Source organism: Streptomyces sp. NPDC043896, assembly GCF_056435605.1.
Genome location: NZ_JBWKEE010000028.1, coordinates 60557 through 77758, shown reverse-complemented (window position 1 = coordinate 77758; position 17202 = coordinate 60557). Strand labels below are relative to the sequence as shown.

At 73.0% G+C, this 17202-nt stretch carries 17 protein-coding genes; 10 read left to right on the top strand and 7 right to left on the bottom strand.

The features are described 5' to 3' along the window. Positions 1 to 371: 371 nt before the first annotated feature. On the bottom strand, positions 372 to 1301 hold the full coding sequence (gene mshD / locus AC069X_RS32025) for a mycothiol synthase (protein ID WP_478734103.1): 930 nt from the start codon (positions 1299 to 1301) through the stop codon (positions 372 to 374). 138 nt (positions 1302 to 1439) lie between these two features. On the opposite strand from mshD, the gene AC069X_RS32020 reads away from it, so the two are divergent. After that, entirely contained in the window at positions 1440 to 3257 is a 1818-nt protein-coding gene (locus AC069X_RS32020) for a bifunctional metallophosphatase/5'-nucleotidase (RefSeq protein ID WP_478734101.1), read from the top strand. Between the two features lie 76 nt (positions 3258 to 3333). Here AC069X_RS32020 and AC069X_RS32015 read toward each other — a convergent pair whose 3' ends face one another. Continuing rightward, on the bottom strand, positions 3334 to 4119 hold the full coding sequence (locus AC069X_RS32015) for an alpha/beta fold hydrolase (protein WP_478734099.1): 786 nt from the start codon (positions 4117 to 4119) through the stop codon (positions 3334 to 3336). A gap of 134 nt (positions 4120 to 4253) precedes the next feature. On the opposite strand from AC069X_RS32015, the gene AC069X_RS32010 reads away from it, so the two are divergent. Together AC069X_RS32010 and AC069X_RS32005 are read left to right on the top strand one after the other, a co-directional pair. Beyond that, entirely contained in the window at positions 4254 to 4841 is a 588-nt protein-coding gene (locus AC069X_RS32010) for a TetR/AcrR family transcriptional regulator (protein ID WP_478734097.1), read from the top strand. A 154-nt stretch (positions 4842 to 4995) separates the two neighbouring features. Then, entirely contained in the window at positions 4996 to 5880 is an 885-nt protein-coding gene (locus AC069X_RS32005; protein WP_478734171.1) for a phosphatidylinositol-specific phospholipase C, read from the top strand. Positions 5881 to 5901: 21 nt separating this feature from the next. Here the strand turns inward: AC069X_RS32005 and AC069X_RS32000 are convergent, their stop codons facing one another. The 5 genes from AC069X_RS32000 to AC069X_RS31980 form a co-directional block, all read right to left on the bottom strand. Further along, positions 5902 to 7341, bottom strand: a complete 1440-nt coding sequence (locus AC069X_RS32000) for a sensor histidine kinase (protein WP_478734095.1) — start codon at positions 7339 to 7341, stop codon at positions 5902 to 5904. Further along, complete coding sequence (locus AC069X_RS31995) at positions 7338 to 8072, bottom strand: response regulator transcription factor (RefSeq protein ID WP_478734093.1); 735 nt, start codon at positions 8070 to 8072, stop codon at positions 7338 to 7340. Before AC069X_RS31995 ends, AC069X_RS32000 begins: the two co-directional genes overlap by 4 nt. A gap of 52 nt (positions 8073 to 8124) precedes the next feature. Next, a complete protein-coding gene (locus tag AC069X_RS31990; protein ID WP_478734092.1) occupies positions 8125 to 9396 on the bottom strand; it encodes a S1C family serine protease in 1272 nt (423 codons plus the stop codon). Positions 9397 to 9705: 309 nt separating this feature from the next. Next, positions 9706 to 10734 carry a LacI family DNA-binding transcriptional regulator gene (locus AC069X_RS31985; protein WP_478734090.1) on the bottom strand — a complete coding sequence of 343 codons (1029 nt, stop codon included), beginning with the start codon at positions 10732 to 10734 and terminating at the stop codon, positions 9706 to 9708. Positions 10735 to 10758: 24 nt separating this feature from the next. Then, on the bottom strand, positions 10759 to 11601 hold the full coding sequence (locus AC069X_RS31980; RefSeq protein WP_478734088.1) for a response regulator transcription factor: 843 nt from the start codon (positions 11599 to 11601) through the stop codon (positions 10759 to 10761). Between the two features lie 502 nt (positions 11602 to 12103). Here AC069X_RS31980 and AC069X_RS31975 point away from each other — a divergent pair. The 7 genes from AC069X_RS31975 to AC069X_RS31945 all read left to right on the top strand — a co-directional run bounded on the left by AC069X_RS31975 (position 12104) and on the right by AC069X_RS31945 (position 17026). Beyond that, the gene (locus AC069X_RS31975; RefSeq protein WP_361608620.1) at positions 12104 to 12358 is read left to right on the top strand and encodes a MoaD/ThiS family protein; all 255 of its coding nucleotides are present in this window, start codon (positions 12104 to 12106) and stop codon (positions 12356 to 12358) included. A gap of 604 nt (positions 12359 to 12962) precedes the next feature. Then, complete coding sequence (locus AC069X_RS31970; protein WP_478734170.1) at positions 12963 to 14165, top strand: hypothetical protein; 1203 nt, start codon at positions 12963 to 12965, stop codon at positions 14163 to 14165. Positions 14166 to 14256: 91 nt separating this feature from the next. Further along, positions 14257 to 14967: an LmeA family phospholipid-binding protein gene (locus AC069X_RS31965; protein ID WP_478734085.1), complete on the top strand. Its 711-nt coding sequence runs from the start codon at positions 14257 to 14259 to the stop codon at positions 14965 to 14967. Positions 14968 to 15123: 156 nt separating this feature from the next. Then, entirely contained in the window at positions 15124 to 15213 is a 90-nt protein-coding gene (locus tag AC069X_RS31960) for an Ms5788A family Cys-rich leader peptide (RefSeq protein ID WP_350875872.1), read from the top strand. 203 nt (positions 15214 to 15416) lie between these two features. After that, positions 15417 to 16262 (top strand): sulfurtransferase, encoded by an 846-nt coding sequence (locus AC069X_RS31955; RefSeq protein WP_478734083.1) that lies wholly within the window; start codon positions 15417 to 15419, stop codon positions 16260 to 16262. Between the two features lie 65 nt (positions 16263 to 16327). Continuing rightward, positions 16328 to 16618: a DUF1416 domain-containing protein gene (locus AC069X_RS31950; RefSeq protein ID WP_045950396.1), complete on the top strand. Its 291-nt coding sequence runs from the start codon at positions 16328 to 16330 to the stop codon at positions 16616 to 16618. Positions 16619 to 16690: 72 nt separating this feature from the next. After that, complete coding sequence (locus tag AC069X_RS31945) at positions 16691 to 17026, top strand: DUF3099 domain-containing protein (RefSeq protein WP_478734168.1); 336 nt, start codon at positions 16691 to 16693, stop codon at positions 17024 to 17026. Positions 17027 to 17202: the final 176 nt, after the last annotated feature.

Here is a 17202-nt window from a genome sequence, read left to right as displayed (position 1 = left end):
CCTGCCCGGCCGACCGGCCCCCGGCCCCTCGCCTGATCCCTGAGGCGCCCGTCCCTCCCTCTTCTGCCCCGTGACCGTTCTTCTGGGGGTTTCCCGGCAGTCTTTCGGCTTTCCGGGGCGGGACGGGCTGTCAAGGGTCGCCGAAGGCGATCACGAAGTGACGCGAACGCAGTGAGCGCCCTTTACAGACCGGCACGACACGGAACGACGATGGGACTGACGGGAAACCCCCAGCCCCTCCCCGACCCCGCCCGAGGGGCTACCGCCCCCGGCCCACCGGCCCGCAGACGAGGGGGCGGGTGGGCAGCCGCCGACCCGCCCCGCCCCCTCGCGGGGGAGATAGCGGGCCCGCGCCGCAAGCCCCGTACCCGCTAGCTCTCCGTCCGGTACATCAGGTCGATCTCGTGCGTCGTGAAGCCCAGGCCCTCGTACACCGCCAGGGCCGCCGGGTTGTCGGCGTCGACGTACAGCATCGCCGTCGGGAGGCCCGATTCCGCCAGGTGCTTGAGGCCGATCGCCGTGAGGGCCTTGCCCAGGCCGCCGCCCTGGGCGCCGGGGCGGACGCCGACCACGTAGACCTCGCCCAGCTGCTCCTCGGCGTGGACCTTCGTCCAGTGGAAGCCGACCAGTTCGCCCTCCCGCTCCGCCAGGAAGAAGCCCTTCGCGTCGAACCACGGCTGCGCGATCCGGTCGTTCAGGTCCCGCTGCGTCAGCGAGCCCTGCTCCGGGTGGTGGGCGAAGGCGGCGGCGTTGGCGGCCAGCCAGGCGGTGTCGTCCTGGCCGGGTACGAAGGTGCGGATGGTCACGCCGGCCGGGAGCACCGGCTCGGGCAGGGGGGCGGCGTCGGGGCCCAGGGGGCGGCGCAGCTGCCGGAGTTCCCGGAAGAGGGTCAGCCCGAGTACCTGGGCGAGGTGCCGTGCGGCGGACTTGCCGCCGTGCGCCCACACCCGGATCCGCTTGCCGGAGGCGTGCAGCAGGGCGGTGCCGAGGGCCCGGCCGTGGCCGCGGCCGCGCAGGGCGGGGTGGACGACGAGTTCGGCGGCGGGGGCCTCCACCGGGTCGGTGTCCTCCAGCTGGCCGTAGCCGCACAGCCGGCCGCCGTCGGTGAGGAGGAAGTGGCGGATCCCCTCGCGCGGGCCGCCGCGCAGCTGGAGGCGGCCCTGTTCGGAGACGGCGGTGGTGCCGTCGGTGCGGGCGGCCTCTCCGATCAGTTCCAGTACGGAGGCGGCCTGCTCCTCCGTCAGTTCGTCGAGGATCTCAATCTGCCGTCCGGGCTCCAGGGCCGCTGCTGCGTCAGTCATGTTCCGAGCGTACGGCGCGCGTGCCCGACGGCCGTGCGTAACCAGCTCGCAACCCGCTACCCCCTGTCGTGCTACGCGCGTTGACCATAGGCTGCGAGGCACCTCCCAAGTTGTCTCGCTGTCCACAAAGGGGACTAAATGTCAGCGAAGCCACAACGGCCCCGCACGGCCCGCCGGTTGACCTTCGGCGCTCTCGCCCTCACGGCGGGTGCCGGCGCGCTGGTCGCCGCCGCACTGCCGGCCGGTGCCGCGAGTGGTGTCGGTACGCCTCCCAAGGGGCGGACCGTCGATGTTCAGATGCTTTCTTTCAATGACTTCCACGGCACGCTGGAGCCCCCGCAGGGCTCTTCCGGCACCGTGAGCGAGCGTCAGGCAGACGGCACCACCAAGGCCATACCCGCAGGTGGGGTCGAGTACCTCGCCACCAGCCTGCGCGAGGCCCGCAAGGGTCACGAGTACTCCGTCACGGCCGCGGCCGGCGACATGATCGGCGGCAGCCCGATGCTGTCCGGTCTCTTCCACGACGAGCCCACCGTCGAGGCGCTCAACAAGCTCAAGCTCGACGTGTCGAGCGTCGGCAACCACGAGTTCGACGAGGGCCGGACCGAGCTGCGCCGGATGGCGTACGGCGGCTGTCACCCGGTCGAAGGCTGTTTCGAGTACGGCAAGACCTTCACCGGAGCGCAGTTCCAGTACCTCGCCGCGAACGTGACGGACGAGAAGACCAAGCGTCCGATGATGTCGCCCACCTTCATCTGGAAGAAGGGGGACGTGAAGATCGGTTTCATCGGCGTCACCCTGGAGGGCACTCCGGACGTCGTCACCGCCGAGGGGGTCAAGGGCCTGAAGTTCGGCGACGAGGTCGAGACGATCAACAAGTACGCGGCCGAGCTGAACAAGCAGGGCGTGAAGTCGATCGTGGCGCTGATCCACGAGGGCGGTCTGCCGGCGAGCGGCGCGTACAACTACGACTGCGACGTGCCGGGTGCCGGCGCGGGCATCTCGGGTGCGATCGTCGACATCGCCAAGAACGTGGACGCGAAGGTCGACGCGCTGGTGACCGGTCACACGCACCAGGCGTACAGCTGCAACATCCCCGACCCGGCGGGCAACCCGCGTACGGTCACCTCGGCCGCCTCGCTGGGCCGGCTGTACACGGACACCACGCTGACGTACGACCGCGCCACGAAGGACATCGTCCGTACGCCGGTCATGGCGCCGAAGCCGGTGAACAAGGTCGTCACCCGGGACGTGCCGAAGGCCCCGGACATGACCGAGCTGATCGACCGCTGGAAGACGCTGGCCGCTCCGGTCGCGAACCGTCCGATGGGCTACATCTCGGCGGACATCCCGGGCCGCGGTCTGGACGCGCCGGAGAAGCCGCTCGGTGACCTGATCGCGGACGCGCAGCTGGAGGCCACGGCCCCGGCGGACAAGGGCGGCGCCCAGCTGGCCCTGATGAACCCGGGCGGCATCCGCTCCGACCTGGCCTACAAGGCCTCGGGCGAAGAGGGCGACGGGGTCGTGACGTACGGCGAGTCGTACACGGTCCAGCCGTTCAACAACCTGATGAACATCGTGGACCTGACCGGCGCGCAGCTGGTCACCGCGCTCCAGCAGCAGGTGACCGGGCCGGTCAACGGCGTGAACCCGAAGATCCTCCAGGTCTCGAAGGGCTTCACGTACACCCTCGACATGACGAAGACGGGCGCGGACCGGATCGTCGTGGACTCGGTGAAGCTGAACGGCGCGGCGATCGACCCCGCCAAGACCTACCGGGTCGTGATGAACGAATTCCTCGCGGGCGGCGGTGACGGCTTCACCGTCCTGAAGGAGCACAAGAACAAGCTGGTGGGCGCGTCCGACCTGGACGCCTTCAACGCCTACCTGGCGAAGTCGACGGCGGCGAGCCCGATCGCCCCGCCGGCGGCGGACCGGATCACGGTCGTCAAGTAGGACGTGCGGTACGTCCCCGGAGGGGCGGTGGGCCGGTGGCCCGCCGCCCCTCCGGGCTTTTCGCGTCCGGGAGCGGTCAGAGCGTGGCCAGGAACTTCCCGACGGCCGCGTGGAAGCCCTCCGGGTCGGTGAAGGGCAGGAAGTGGTCCCCTTCGAGGCCGGTGTACGAGGTCCCCGGGCGCCGGCTGACCATGGCGTCGGCGGTGGCCTGCGGGAGCGGCTGGCTGTCGCGGCCGTGGATCAGCAGGGCGGGGCAGGTGCTCGCGAGCCAGGTGTCCCAGTGGTCGCCCTCGCAGCCGCGGATGGAGGCGAGCATGTCCTGGCCGTTGAACGCGAGCCGCCAGCCGCTGCCGTCGGCGAGGGGGCGTACGCCGTCGGCGACGAAGGGCAGGGCGGCCGGGTCGACGGCGGCGAGGAGCTCCTCGCGGGTGGGCGCGGTGTAGGGGAGGGCGCCGAGGAAGTCGAACCAGTACGGCCCGGCGGGGAAGTGGATCTCGATGGTGGCGTCGACGCCGATCAGGGCGTTCACCCGGTCGGGGTGGGCGGCGGCCAGGTGGTAGGCGTTGAGTCCGCCGAGGGAGTAGCCGAGGACGGTGACGGGCTCGGTGATGCCGAGGTGGTCGAGGACGGCGACGGCGTCGGCGACGTAGCCCTCGCGGAGGTAGTCGGGGGCGCGGTCGGAGTCGCCGTGGCCGCGCTGGTCGGGGGCGATGACGCGCCATTCGTCGCCGAGGGCGGCGGCGAGACCGGTGAAGGCGGCTCCTTCGGACATCCCTCCGTGCAGGGCGAGCAGCGGGCGGCCGGTGCCGCCGAAGTCCAGGTACGACAGAGCGCGGCCGTCGATGGTCAGCGTGTGGCGCATGGTTCGTCTCTCCCCGTTCGGTGCCTGCGGTGGTTACGGGCATCACTCTGCCAGTGCTTGGGCAAGCGCGCAATACGTTCGTCTTGCGCGCTTGCCCTAGTTCTCGTCGGGGGGCCGCGGATACCATCCGGGGCATGGGAAATCGCGAGGACCTGCTGGCCGGAGCGCGGCGCTGCCTTCAGGAGAAGGGGTATTCGCGCACGACCGTGCGTGACATCGCCTCGGCGGCGCAGGTCAGCATGGCCGCGATCGGCTACCACTTCGGATCCCGCGAGGCGCTGCTCAACCAGGCGCTCTTCGCCGCGATGGACGACTGGGCCGCGGGCTCCGGCCGGCTCGCCGGGGAGGGGGACACCGCGGCGGAACGGTACGCCGACACCTGGGACCGCAAGATCCGCGACTTCCTCGACATGCGCTGGCTGTGGACCGCCAACATCGAGGCCTTCGTCCACGCCCAGTCCTCGCCCGAGCTCCTCGCGGTCCTCGCCGAGGGCCAGCGCCGCTCCCGGCGGATGGTGGCCGCGCACCTGGCCGGGGTGCCCGAGGAGGAGGTGACGGACGAGGACGTGCGCGCCCTCGGGTCGGTGCACCTCGCACTGCTGAGCGGGGTGATGGTGCAGGCCCTGACCGACCCCGGACAGGCCCCGACGGGGCGGGAGCTCGCCCAAGGGGTGCGCAGGATGGCCGAGTTGCTGGAGGAGCCCGCGGCTACCGACGGGTAGCAAACCCCGGTCCCGCACGCCATAATCCGGTCCCATCACCGGGTCGGCGAAGGGGCGGGGCATGGGCATGGGCATGGGCGCAGGTACGGGCGCGGGTACGGGTACGAGGGCGTCGGGCGCGGGCGCGGGCGCGGCCACGGGCAGGGGCGGGGCCCTGGGCCGACGGGCCTTCCTGGCCGGGACGACGGCGGCGGGCGCGGCCGCGCTCCTGGGCCTCGGCGCCGCGGCCCCCGCGTACGCCGCCCCCACCGGGGCGAGAACCCTCGGCACCCAGGACTGGATGTCCGGCCTCGCCGACTCCACGGCCCTCCAGCGGATGACCATCCCCGGCACCCACGACTCCGGCGCCACCAGGGGCGGGCTCTACGTCGCCTGCCAGAACACCTCGATCGCCCAGCAGCTCGACTCCGGGATCCGCTTCCTCGACGTCCGCTGCCGGGTCACGGGGGGCTCGTTCGCCATCCACCACGGCTCGTTCTTCCAGGACCTGATGTTCGGCGACGTCCTCGCCGCCTGCCGGAACTTCCTCGCCGCACACCCCTCCGAGACCGTGCTGATGCGGGTCAAGCAGGAGTACTCGTCCGAGAGCGACGCCGCCTTCCGCGCCGTCTTCGACGACTACCTCGACAACCGCGGCTGGCGCCCGCTCTTCCGCATCGACGGCGCGCTGCCCGCGCTCGGACAGGCCCGCGGCAAGGTCGTCCTGCTCGCCGACAACGCCGGCCTGCCCGGCCTGCGCTACGGCGACGGCGGCGTCTTCGACATCCAGGACGACTACAACACCGAGCCCTTCGCGAAGCGCGGCCGCATCGAGAACCACTTCCGCAAGGCCGTCCAGCAGCCCGGCAAGCTCTTCGTCAACTACGTGAGCACCGCCGCGTACCTGCCCCCGCGCTGGAACTCCGACCGGCTCAACCCGCAGGCGCACGCCTTCGTAGACGGCGCCGAGATGGCCGGCCGCACGGGCCTCGGCGTCGTCCCGATGGACTTCCCGAACACCCGCTCCGGCCTGGTCGCCTCACTGATCCGGCACAACTGACGGCTGCGGCAGCGGCTGCGGCTACGGCGACGGCTGCGCGGGCTGCGACGAGGGCGGCGGCGTCGGGGCTCCGGGGATGCGCAGCACCGCCTCCGTGCCGCCCGCCCCGTCCGCCGCGGCACGCAGCTCGGCCGTGCCGCCCGTACGGGCCGCCGTACGGGCCACGATGGACAGGCCCAGCCCGCTGCCGGGCAGGGCGCGGGCCGACTCGGAGCGCCAGAACCGCTCGAAGACGTGCGGGAGGTCCTCCGCCGGGATGCCCGGCCCGTGGTCGCGCACGGTCAGCTCGCCCGCGCGCAGCGAGACCTGGACCGCCCCGCCCGGCGGGCTGAACTTCACGGCGTTGTCCAGGATGTTGACCACCGCCCGCTCCAGCGCCGCCGCCTCGCCCCGCACGTACCAGGGCTCCAGGGCCGAGCCGAACCGCAGCTCGGGGCCGCGCAGCCGGGCCCGCGACAGCGCGGAGGCGGCGATCTCGTGCAGGGCCACCACCCCGAGCGGGGCGTGCGGGGCCGCGTCCGGCCGGGACAGCTCCTGGAGGTCCCCGATCAGCGCGGCCAGCTCCGTCATCTGCGCCTTGACCGAGGCCAGCAGCTCCCTGCGGTCCTCGGGCGGGAGGGCCCGGCCGGTCTCCTCGCTGCGCGCGAGCAGCTCGATGTTGGTGCGGAGCGAGGTGAGCGGCGTACGCAGCTCGTGGCCGGCGTCGGCGATGAGCTGGGCCTGCCGCTCCTGGGAGGAGGCCAGGGCGGCGGTCATGGAGTTGAAGGACCGCGACAGGCGGGCGATCTCGTCGTCGCCCTCCTCGGGGATCCGTACGGTCAGGTCCTCGGTGCGGGCGATGTGCTCGACGACCCCGGTGAGTTCGTCGACGGGCCGCAGGCCGGTACGGGCCACCCACAGCCCGGCCGCGCCCGCGCCGACGACGCCGATGCCGGATACCAGCAGCAGCACCCAGGCCAGGGTGGACAGGGGCTTGTCGATGTCGGCGAGGGGCTTGGCGATGGAGATCGCGAAGCGCTGTCCGCCGGGCAGGCTGGCGGAGCGGGTGTAGACGCGCATGCCGGTGCCGTCGTCGGTGGTGACGTCGTGCAGCCTGCTGGTGTTGGCGCTCGCCGCGACCTCCGTGTCGGCCATGGTGACCGGCAGGTCCCGCCGGCCGTCGACCAGGCAGCGGCCGCCGTCGGCGGTGACGATCTGGACGGTGGCGTTCAGTTCCTGGGCGAAGTCGGGCGAGGTCTCGGCCGTCCGGGTCGCGCAGCCCTCGCGCAGGGTGCGGAGCACCTGCTCGTTGGGGTTCGTGGCCCGCAGCGACTGGTTCAGCTGGTCGTTCAGCTGCGCCCGCACCATCACCCAGGACACCCCCGCCACCGCCGCCACGGCCACCGCCACCGCGACGGTCACCAGCAGCGCCAGCCGGGAGCGCAGCGGCAGGGCGCGGAAGCGGTCGGCCGGTCCCGTCATTCGGGCCCGCCCTCGCCCGCGCGCAGGACGTACCCCACCCCGCGCACGGTGTGGACCAGGCGCGGCTCGCCGGCCGCCTCGGTCTTGCGGCGCAGGTACATGACGTACACGTCGAGGGAGTTGGAGCTGGGCTCGAAGTCGAAGCCCCACACGGTCTTGAGGATCTGCTCGCGGGTCAGCACCTGGCGCGGGTGCGCCAGGAACATCTCCAGCAGCGTGAACTCCGTACGGGTCAGCTCCACCGGGCGTCCGCCCCGGGTGACCTCGCGGGTGGCGAGGTCCATGCGCAGGTCGCCGAAGGTGAGGGCGTCCCCGTCCGGCCCGGGGCCGGCGGCGGGGGCGGCGTAGGAGCTGCGGCGCAGCAGGGCGCGGACGCGGGCGAAGAGCTCGTCGAGCTCGAAGGGCTTCACGAGGTAGTCGTCGGCGCCCGCGTCGAGGCCGGTGACGCGGTCGCCGACGGTGTCGCGGGCGGTCAGCATCAGGATCGGGGTGACGCTGCCGGAGGCGCGCAGCCGGCGGGCGGCCGTCAGCCCGTCCATCCGGGGCATCTGGATGTCGAGGACGATCAGGCCGGGGGCGTAGGTGGCCGCCTGGTCGAGGGCGTCGAGCCCGTCGACGGCGGTCGCCACGGCGTACCCCTCGAAGGCGAGGCTGCGGCGCAGGGCCTCGCGGACGGCCGGCTCGTCGTCGACGACGAGGATCCGCTGCGGGTCGCCTTCGGCGGCGTTCATGGTCGGTGTCCCCCAGGGGTGGTGGTCGGTGCGCGCGGCACGTTCCAGGGTGTCAGAAGGAGATGCCGAAGCCGTTGCCGCCGCTGTCGGAGCCCCCGCCGGTGCCGTTTCCGGTGCCGTTTCCGGTGCCGCCCTTGCGGAGGGAGTCGAGGTCGGCCTTGATCGTGTTCACCGGGATGGCGAAGCCGAGGCCGACGCTGCCGGCGGTGGACCCGTCGCTGGAGGGCGAGTAGATCGCGGAGGGCATTCCGACGATCTCGCCGTTCATGTTGACGAGGGCGCCGCCGGAGTTGCCGGGGTTGAGGGAGGCGTCGGTCTGGATGGCCTTGTAGGAGGTGGTGTCGGAGCCGGTGTCGCCGTTGAACTGCCGGCCGTCGTACGAGAACGGCCAGCCGCCGCGCTGCCGCTGCGGGGACTGCTGCCGGCCGCCCTCGGACTTCGGGACGTTCACCTCGCGGTTCAGTGCCGAGACGATGCCGCTGGTGACGGTGCCGGTGAGGCGGTCGGGGGAGCCGATGGCGACGACCTGCTCGCCGACCTTGAGCTGGTCGGAGTTGCCGAGCTTGACGGGCTTGAGGCCGCTCGCGCCCTGGAGCTTGATCAGGGCGAGGTCCTTGTCGGGGTCGGTGCCGACGACCTTGGCGGCGTACTTCTTCCCGTCGCTCATCGTCACCTGGATCTCGGAGGCGCCGTCGATGACGTGGTTGTTGGTGGCGATCTCGCCGTCGGCGGTGAGCACGAACCCGGAGCCGGTGCCCTGGCCGGAGCCGGTGCGGGTGTCGATGCGGACGACGGACGGGCTGACCTGCTCGGAGACGCCGGAGACGGTGCCGTTGCCGGTGCCGGACTGCGAGACGTTGGTGCCGTTGACGCCGCCGCCGACGGCGCCGCCCTGCCCGAGGAACTGCTGCACGGCGACGGCCGTCCCGCCGCCGACCAGGGCCGCCGCGAGGGCCACGGCGGCCAGCAGCGCGACGGGCCGGCGGGCGCGGGCGGCGTGCGCCGGCCCGGCGGGGGCGGCCGGGGCGGCGGCCCCCCAGGCGTCCCACCCGCCGCTGCCGCTGCCGCCCCCGCTGCTGCCGCCGGCCGGGACGGTCTCGCCCTGGATGACCGTCGCCGGGGGCTGGTGCGCCTCGTGCCAGCCGGGCGCCGGGGCCGCCGGGGGGTAGGCGGGCGGCGGCGGATAGCCGGCGGCCCCGGTGTCCCGCGCGAGCCGCTCGCGCCCCCGCTGCCAGTCGTCGCCGAAGGGCGCGCCGTGGCGGTCCGGGCCGTTCTCCTGGTTCTGCTGGGGGTACTCGCCTTCGCGGCGGAAGCTCTCGGTCATGTCTGTGACTCTGTCCGCGGATCATGAGAGCTTTCTGAGTCCCGGCTGAGAAGCCCGACAGAACCGCGTATGCCCGACATAAGGCCCGGGCCCGCCGCAGCGGTTCCGCCGGTGGGCGCCTGCCGGTGGTGGGCCGCTGCGCGGGCTGCTCCCCGCCCCGCCCTTCGCCCGTTCCCCGGGGCGGTGCCCCGGCCCCCTGCCCGGGGTTCCGCCCCCAGACCCCCGCGCCTCAATCGCCGGCGGGGCCTCAAGAGGAGAGGCCCGCCGGGCCGAGCCGCGCCGACGGCGCGTCAAGGAGGCGGTGGCGCGTTACGAGGGGCGGCAGCCGCAGCTGCGGCGGATCACCAGGGCCGACGGGAACTGCTTCAGGCGCTCCCGCCGGGAGCCGGCCACGCGCAGCGCGTCGTCCAGGACGAGGTCCACCGCCGCGCGGGCCATCGCCGGACGGTCCGAGGCGATCGTCGTCAGCGGCGGGTCCGTCAGCGCGGCTTCCTTGACGTCGTCGAAGCCGGCCACCGCGAGTTCGCCGGGCACGTCGATGCGCAGCTCGCGGGCGGCCCGCAGTACGCCGATGGCCTGGTCGTCCGTCGCGCAGAAGATCGCCGTCGGCCGGTCCGGCCGGGCCAGGACCTCCAGGGCGACCCGGTACGCGTCGTAGCGGTTGTACGGGGCCTCGATGAGCCGGCCCTCGACCGAGCGCCCGGCCTCCAGCATGGCCCGGCGCCAGCCCTCGACGTGGTCCGCGACCGGGTCGCCGACGGACGGGGTGTTCTCGATGCCGCCGATGCAGGCCACGTACGCGTGCCCGTGCTCCAGCAGGTGCCGCGTCGCGAGCTGCGCGCCGCCGATGTCGTCCGTGACGACCGCCACGTCGTCGATGGCCTCCGGACGCTCGTGCAGCAGCACCACCCGCGCGTCCCACGCGTCGATCTCCGAGGCGGCGCGCTCGCTCATGCCCTGGCTGACCAGGATCAGGCCCGACACCCGCATGCCGAGGAAGGCCCGCAGGTAGTGGACCTCGCGCTCGTCCCGGTAGTCGGAGTTGCCGACGAGGACCATCTTCCCGCGCTCGGCGGCGGCCTGCTCGACCGCGTGCGCCATCTCCGCGAAGAACGGCTGACGGGCGTCCGGGACGATCATGCCTATGAGGTCGGTGCGCCGGGACGCCATGGCCTGGGCCACGCGGTCGGGCCGGTAGCCCAGATCCTTGATGGCTGCGAGTACACGCTCGCGCGTGGCCGGGGCGACCGGCCGGGGTCCGTTGTTGATGACGTAGCTCACGACGGCGGTAGAAGTACCCGCAAGTCGCGCTACGTCATCCCGCGTCACCTTGGCCACGCGCGGAAGTCTACGCGGGGTGACCTACCTCTGGGCAGGGTGTTTGGCCGACTGGATGGTCACAGGAGCTTCCTCCGAACGGGCGACGGGTCCGCTCGTCCGGTCCGGGGCCGGTGCCGCGGCCTGCGCCGGGGCCTTCGCCGCGCCCTGTCCCGGGGTCTGCTTGGCGGCGGCCTCGGCGGCTGCCCGCTCGACCTTCTCCGGGGTGACGAAGCGGTAGCCGACGTTGCGCACCGTACCGATCAGCGACTCGTGCTCGGGGCCGAGCTTGGCGCGCAGCCGCCGTACGTGGACGTCCACCGTCCGGGTGCCGCCGAAGTAGTCGTAGCCCCAGACCTCCTGGAGGAGCTGGGCGCGGGTGAAGACCCGGCCGGGGTGCTGCGCGAGGTACTTGAGCAGCTCGAACTCCTTGAAGGTGAGGTCCAGGACCCGGCCCTTCAGCTTCGCGGAGTACGTCGCCTCGTCGACCGACAGGTCGCCGTTGCGGATCTCCATCGGGGAGTCGTCCGAGCCGAGCTGCTGGCGGCCGGTGGCCAGCCGCAGCCGGGCCTCGACCTCGGCGGGGCCGGCGGTGTCGAGGAGCACGTCGTCGATGCCCCAGTCGGCGGTGACGGCGGCGAGGCCGCCCTCCGTCACGACGAGGATGAGGGGGCAGCCCGGTCCCGTGGACCGCAGCAGCTGGCACAGCGACCGCACCTGCGGGAGGTCGCGGCGGCCGTCGACGAGGATCACGTCCGCGCCGGGGGTGTCCACCAGGGCCGGGCCCTCGGCGGGGGCCACCCGTACGTTGTGCAGCAGCAGGCCGAGTGCGGGCAGCACCTCGGTCGACGGCTGCAGGGCATTGGTCAGCAGGAGAAGAGAACTCATGCCCGGCCACCTGCCCGGTTCGGGCGGCCGTGCTCCTGTTTGCTTCGCTGGTCCATCACGTCGGTTCCTCCTCGGTCCCGTCGAGGACGTGCGTGGTACTGCTTCGTACGCCTTGCCTGGCATCCGCCGGGGACCCCGCGCCCTGAGGTCCGGACGGACACCGCTGTTCTCGGTCCGTTCAACGTGCTGAAAGCACAAAAGGACCCGGGGGCTACGTTGCCCGGATCCTCTACGCCGCCAGAATAGCCCACCGCCCCTTTCGGGGCCGAGGGCTGCCGTGCACCGCATTCTGTGGTTCGCGCCACGCCTTCCTCCTGCGTATGCCCTGGTTTCGCCGGATCGAGCGGTCCGTCGACCGGTCGTGCGGGCCTTCCGGGCGCACGGACGGCGCGCGGAGGCACGCCGTGGTGACGGGCCAGAGGGGTCATCATGGAGGCCGACGGTAGAGAGCCGACGGAGCCGACCACGGGACCGACCGGTCGGCCGAGCGATAGGAGCTGCAGTGGCAACCGGAACCATCCGCTACTGGGCGGCGGCGAAAGCCGCGGCCGAGACGGCGGAGGAGCCGTACTCGGCGCACACACTGGCCGAGGCGCTCGACGCCGTGCGGGACCGCCATCCGGGGGAGCTGACCCGGGTCCTGCAGCGCTGCTCCTTCCTCGTGAACGACGAGCCCGTGGGCAAGCGCCCGCACGATGCCGTCCTGCTGACCGAGGGGGGCACCGTCGAGGTGCTCCCGCCGTTCGCGGGCGGGTGAGCGGAAACCGATGAGCACTCCCGAAGAGCAGCAGCGGCAGCAGCGGCAGCACGCCGCGGAGCAGGACCCGTACTCGACCCAGACCTGGCAGGCCGACACCTGGGAGACCGGGTACCAGCCGGTGCAGGCGCCGCTGGGCTCGGTCCCCGGGCAGCCGGCCGCCCCTGCGACGCAGGTCCCGCAGTCGCCGCAGTCGCCGCAGGTCCCGCAGGGGCAGTGGGGGCAGACCGGCGGCGGTGCCGTGCCGTGGCCGGACGCCACCGGAGGCGGTGCGGGCTCCGCGGCCGCCGCCGAGACGGCGTACCTGCCGCCGGTGCCGGCCCAGCCGCTGCACCAGCAGCCCGCGGCACCGGAGGGCTGGTTCCGCGACGAGCCGGCGCAGCCCCAGCACCACCAGCAGCACCAGCCCCAGCCCCAGCACCACCAGCCGCAGGCGCCCGCGGCCGCCTGGTCCGCCGACGCCGCCGCGCAGACGGCGTACCTGCCGCCCGTCCCCGCGCAGCAGCAGGCCCCGCAGCCGCAGCAGCCGGCGGTGCCCGACGGCTGGTTCCGCGACGAGCCGGCGCAGCCCGCGCAGCAGCAGCCCCAGGCCCCGGCTCCGGGCGTGCCGTGGCCGGACGCCACCGGGGGCGGGGCCCCCGCGGCCTCCGCCGCCGCCGAGACGGCGTACCTGCCGCCCGTGCGGGAGGCCGCCGGGGCCGCCGAGCAGACCGCGTACCTGCCGCCGGTGCAGCCGCAGGCCCCCGCGCCCGACGCCTGGTTCCGCGACGAGGCCCAGGCCCAGGCCCAGGCTTCGGCCGCCGCCGAGACCGCGTACCTGCCGCCCGTGCGGGAGCCGGCGGGGGCTGCCGAGCAGACGGCGTACCTGCCGCCGGTGCAGCCGCAGGCCCCCGCGCCCGACGCCTGGGGCACGGACGCCTCCGCCGCCGCGCAGACGGCGTACCTCCCGCCGGTCCCGTCGGAGCCGCAGCAGCGGCGGCCGGAGCCGCAGGAGCAGCCCGGGCCGTCCGCCGAGTACTCCCCGCCGACCCTCGGCGGGAACACCCTGCGCGCCGTCGACCCCGCCCAGGCCCGTGCCGAGGGCCGGTCGCCGATCATCGACCCGGGTCCGCAGTCGGCCATACTGACCGCCGCCCTCGGCCTGCTGATGGCCGGAGCCGCCGCCTTCGGCCAGTGGGCGCTGCTCGTGCCGCTGATCGCCCTCCAGGGGCTCACCGCGGCCGGCTGGTTCCGCCTGAACGGCATGTGGCCGGCCCGCCAGGGCATCGTCCTCGCCTTCGCCGGAGCCCTCGTCGCGGACGGGGCGGTGCTCGCGGTGGACGGTACGTACGCCCCCGGCGCGATCATCGGCACCCTCGGGGCCTGGGTGCTGCTGACGCTGGTGCTCCAGCTGCGCAGCCAGGCGGACCCCGACGAGCGGATGTACGGGCTGATGGCCTCGGTGGCCTCCGCCGCGCTGGCCATCGTCTGCACGGGCTTCCTCGCCGCGGACGGGGAGGCGGTGACCACCGGTGCAGCCGCCGTCGCGGTCGCCGTGTTCACGCGGGCCCTGCCGCTGCCGACCGTGCCGTCCGTCGGCGTCTCGCTGGCCGCCGCGGCCGGTGCGGGCATCGCGGTCGGCGGGCTGACCGGGCTGGGCGCGGGCGGGGCGCTGGTGGGCCTCGCGGCGGGCGTGTGCGCGCTGATCGGGCTGCGCGTGGCCGCGTACGACTACCCGTCCAAGTTCGTCCACATGACGGCCGGTGTGGCGCTGCCGCTGGCCGCCGCGGCCCCCGCCGTCTACCTGATGGGCCGGGTGGTCGGCTGACGCCGGCGGGGGAGCCGGACCGCTGACACCGCCCTCACGGCCGGTCATGGTCCACTAGAACGCACGTACCGACTAATTGGGGGAGGGGCACGTGCGTTTCATACGTGTCGTGGTGATCATCGGCGTGGTGCTGGGCGCGCTGTTCGTGGGCGCGGACCGCTGGGCGGTCGGCTACGCCGAGGACCGGCTGGCCGACCGCGTCCAGTCGTCCCGGCAGGGCCTGGTGGCCGGTGCCGAGGTGGAGATCCACGGGTTCCCCTTCCTGACCCAGGCGCTCACCCACGACCTGGAGCAGGTCGACCTGAGGCTGAAGGGCGTCGAGGTCACCGCCGACGGCCGCAAGACGCGGCTCTCCGAGCTCAACTCCTCGTTCCACGAGGTGAAGCTGAACGACAGCTACAGCGGCGGCACCGCCAAGCGCGCCGAGGGCACCGCGCTGATCTCGTACGAGGACCTGACCAAGGCCTCCCAGAACGGCGTGGTGCTCACCTACGGCGGGGCGCCGAACAAGGTGAAGGTCACCGCGACCGTGGACTTCCTCGGCAGGTCGATCACGCGCAGCGTGGTGTCCACCGTCGCCCTCGTCGAGTCGGGCGGTTCCAAGGTCGTCCGGGTGCGCGCGGACGCCGTGCCGGGTGAGGGCATCCCGGGGATCGAGACCGCGGTGCGCAAGCGGACCGACTTCGACCGCCGCCTCGACGGCGGGCTGCCGGCGGGGCTGGAACTCTCGTCGCTGACCTCGGACGAGTCCGGTGTGCACCTCACGCTGAGCGGTACGGACGTGTCCCTGGCCGGATCGTGAGACGACGCGGTCCGATCCGCAGATGGACGGGCCGCGCGAACAGCCCCGGAAGGCCGTGGGACGGCCGTCTGGGGCTTTCTCATCCCGCCATCCGGACGATCCTGTCTCGGTATATGACACGCCGGTGACAGGGCGGCCGGTTCGTCCCTACGATCCATGGCTATGAAGCATCAGCAGGCGGACCTCACGAAGCGGCGGGCAGTGGACCTGTGTCGCGTCGCCGCCATGCTCTGTCGCTCCATGTAGAGGTGTGAGCCTTCCGCTCCACCGGCCGGACCGACGGCCCTTCAGCCGCGTGACCGCACCGCCGCGCACGAGCCTCCCGACCCCCTGACGCCTCCCCGCGCAGGGTCCGAGAGCCGCACCCGCAGCGGCCGCACGCACCCGCACAGCCCGCTTCGCAGCAGCCCCAGCACAGCCCCGCCGCAACTGCCCCGGAGGAGAACACCATGAGCCGCAGCGACGTCCTCGTAGACGCCGACTGGGTCGAGGCCCACCTGAACGACGCCGACGTCGTGATCGTCGAGGTGGACGAGGACACGTCCGCGTACGACAAGAACCACATCAAGAACGCCGTCCGGATCGACTGGAAGCAGGACCTCCAGGACCCGGTCCGCCGCGACTTCGTGGACCAGGAGGGCTTCGAGAAGCTCCTCTCCGCCAAGGGCATCTCCAACGACGACACCGTCGTCCTCTACGGCGGCAACAACAACTGGTTCGCGTCCTACGCCTACTGGTACTTCAAGCTCTACGGCCACCAGGACGTCAAGCTCCTCGACGGCGGCCGCAAGAAGTGGGAGCTCGACTCCCGCGACCTGGTCGACGGCAAGGACGTCCCGAACCGCCCGGCCACCGAGTACAAGGCCAAGGCCCAGGACACGTCGATCCGCGCCTTCCGCGACGACGTCGTGGCCGCGATCGGCTCCCTGAACCTGGTCGACGTCCGCTCGCCCGACGAGTTCTCCGGCAAGCTGCTCGCCCCGGCGCACCTGCCGCAGGAGCAGTCGCAGCGCCCCGGCCACGTGCCGAGCGCCCGCAACATCCCGTGGTCGAAGAACGCCAACGACGACGGCACCTTCAAGTCCGACGAGGAGCTGACCGCCCTCTACGAGTCCGAGCAGGTGGACCTGGCGAAGGACACCATCGCCTACTGCCGCATCGGTGAGCGCTCCGCGCTCACGTGGTTCGTGCTGCACGAGCTCCTGGGCCAGGAGAACGTCAAGAACTACGACGGCTCCTGGACCGAGTACGGCTCGCTCGTCGGCGTGCCGATCGAGCTCGGCCCGAACAAGTAATCCCGGCCGGGCACGCGACGCCCGCCCTCGTAGCAGCAGAACCTCTCCAGGACAGGACAGAGAACATGTGTGGAGCACAGATCGGCGGGCCCGACCTCGCGACGCTGAAGCCCGGTGAGACCGCGATCCAGGGCCAGGTGACCAAGGACGGCGAGCCCGTCAGCGGATACGTCCGCCTGCTGGACTCGACCGGCGAGTTCACCGCCGAGGTCCCGACCTCCGCGACCGGCCAGTTCCGCTTCTACGCGGCCACCGGCTCCTGGACGCTGCGCGCGCTCGTCCCGGGCGGCCAGGCCGACCGCGCCGTCGTGGTCGCCGAGGCCGGCGGCGTGACGGACGTCGCCATCGCGGTCTAGCACCGCCGCGGTCTGCTGCTGCGGACCGACAGCAACCGGCCGAAGGGCCGCACCCCCGGGGGTTGGACGCCACTGGAACGGGGTGCGGCCCTTCGCGCCGTCCGCCGCCCTTGTCTTCGCGGGGGCCCGCCCTACGCTGGAGGCATGTACGCGCGGCGCCGGCGCGCCTACTTCTGGCTGATGGGCGGATGCCTCTTCCTCTTCGTCTCCGCCTGGTCCTTCGTGCGCCTGCTCTCGGTGGAGGCGGCGGTCGCACTGTGCGTGGTCGCCATGGTCATCCCGCCGGTCGCCGCGGTGGTCGCGAACCGGCGAGGGCCGGAGGACCGCTGGTGGGACGACCCGTCGGGCGATCCCACATCGGACGAATGGTGGGACGAACTGGACGGAAAGCGGCGGCCGGAAGACTGAAAGTCCGCCTATACAAAAGCGTAATAACGATGCGTAGCCCCGGTCCCGGTCCCGAAGGACCGCCGCAGGCTGCGCGCCGTCCTGCGCTGGACCACCGCCGTCCTCGTCTTCGGCGCCGCCGGCGCGGGGACCGCGTACGGGATCACGCAGGCCGAGCGCACCGACATCCCCGGCCT

Bases quoted from the DNA above. Each gene is read 5' to 3' on its own strand.
- mshD (WP_478734103.1), bottom strand. From the start codon at position 1,301: ATGACTGACGCAGCAGCGGCCCTGGAGCCCGGACGGCAGATTGAGATC.
- AC069X_RS31950 (WP_045950396.1), top strand. From the start codon at position 16,328: ATGTGTGGAGCACAGATCGGCGGGCCCGACCTCGCGACGCTGAAGCCC.
- AC069X_RS32010 (WP_478734097.1), top strand. From the start codon at position 4,254: ATGGGAAATCGCGAGGACCTGCTGGCCGGAGCGCGGCGCTGCCTTCAG.
- AC069X_RS32015 (WP_478734099.1), bottom strand. From the start codon at position 4,119: ATGCGCCACACGCTGACCATCGACGGCCGCGCTCTGTCGTACCTGGAC.
- AC069X_RS31955 (WP_478734083.1), top strand. From the start codon at position 15,417: ATGAGCCGCAGCGACGTCCTCGTAGACGCCGACTGGGTCGAGGCCCAC.
- AC069X_RS31990 (WP_478734092.1), bottom strand. From the start codon at position 9,396: ATGACCGAGAGCTTCCGCCGCGAAGGCGAGTACCCCCAGCAGAACCAG.
- AC069X_RS31980 (WP_478734088.1), bottom strand. From the start codon at position 11,601: ATGAGTTCTCTTCTCCTGCTGACCAATGCCCTGCAGCCGTCGACCGAG.
- AC069X_RS32000 (WP_478734095.1), bottom strand. From the start codon at position 7,341: ATGACGGGACCGGCCGACCGCTTCCGCGCCCTGCCGCTGCGCTCCCGG.
- AC069X_RS31960 (WP_350875872.1), top strand. From the start codon at position 15,124: ATGGCTATGAAGCATCAGCAGGCGGACCTCACGAAGCGGCGGGCAGTG.
- AC069X_RS32020 (WP_478734101.1), top strand. From the start codon at position 1,440: ATGTCAGCGAAGCCACAACGGCCCCGCACGGCCCGCCGGTTGACCTTC.
- AC069X_RS31995 (WP_478734093.1), bottom strand. From the start codon at position 8,072: ATGAACGCCGCCGAAGGCGACCCGCAGCGGATCCTCGTCGTCGACGAC.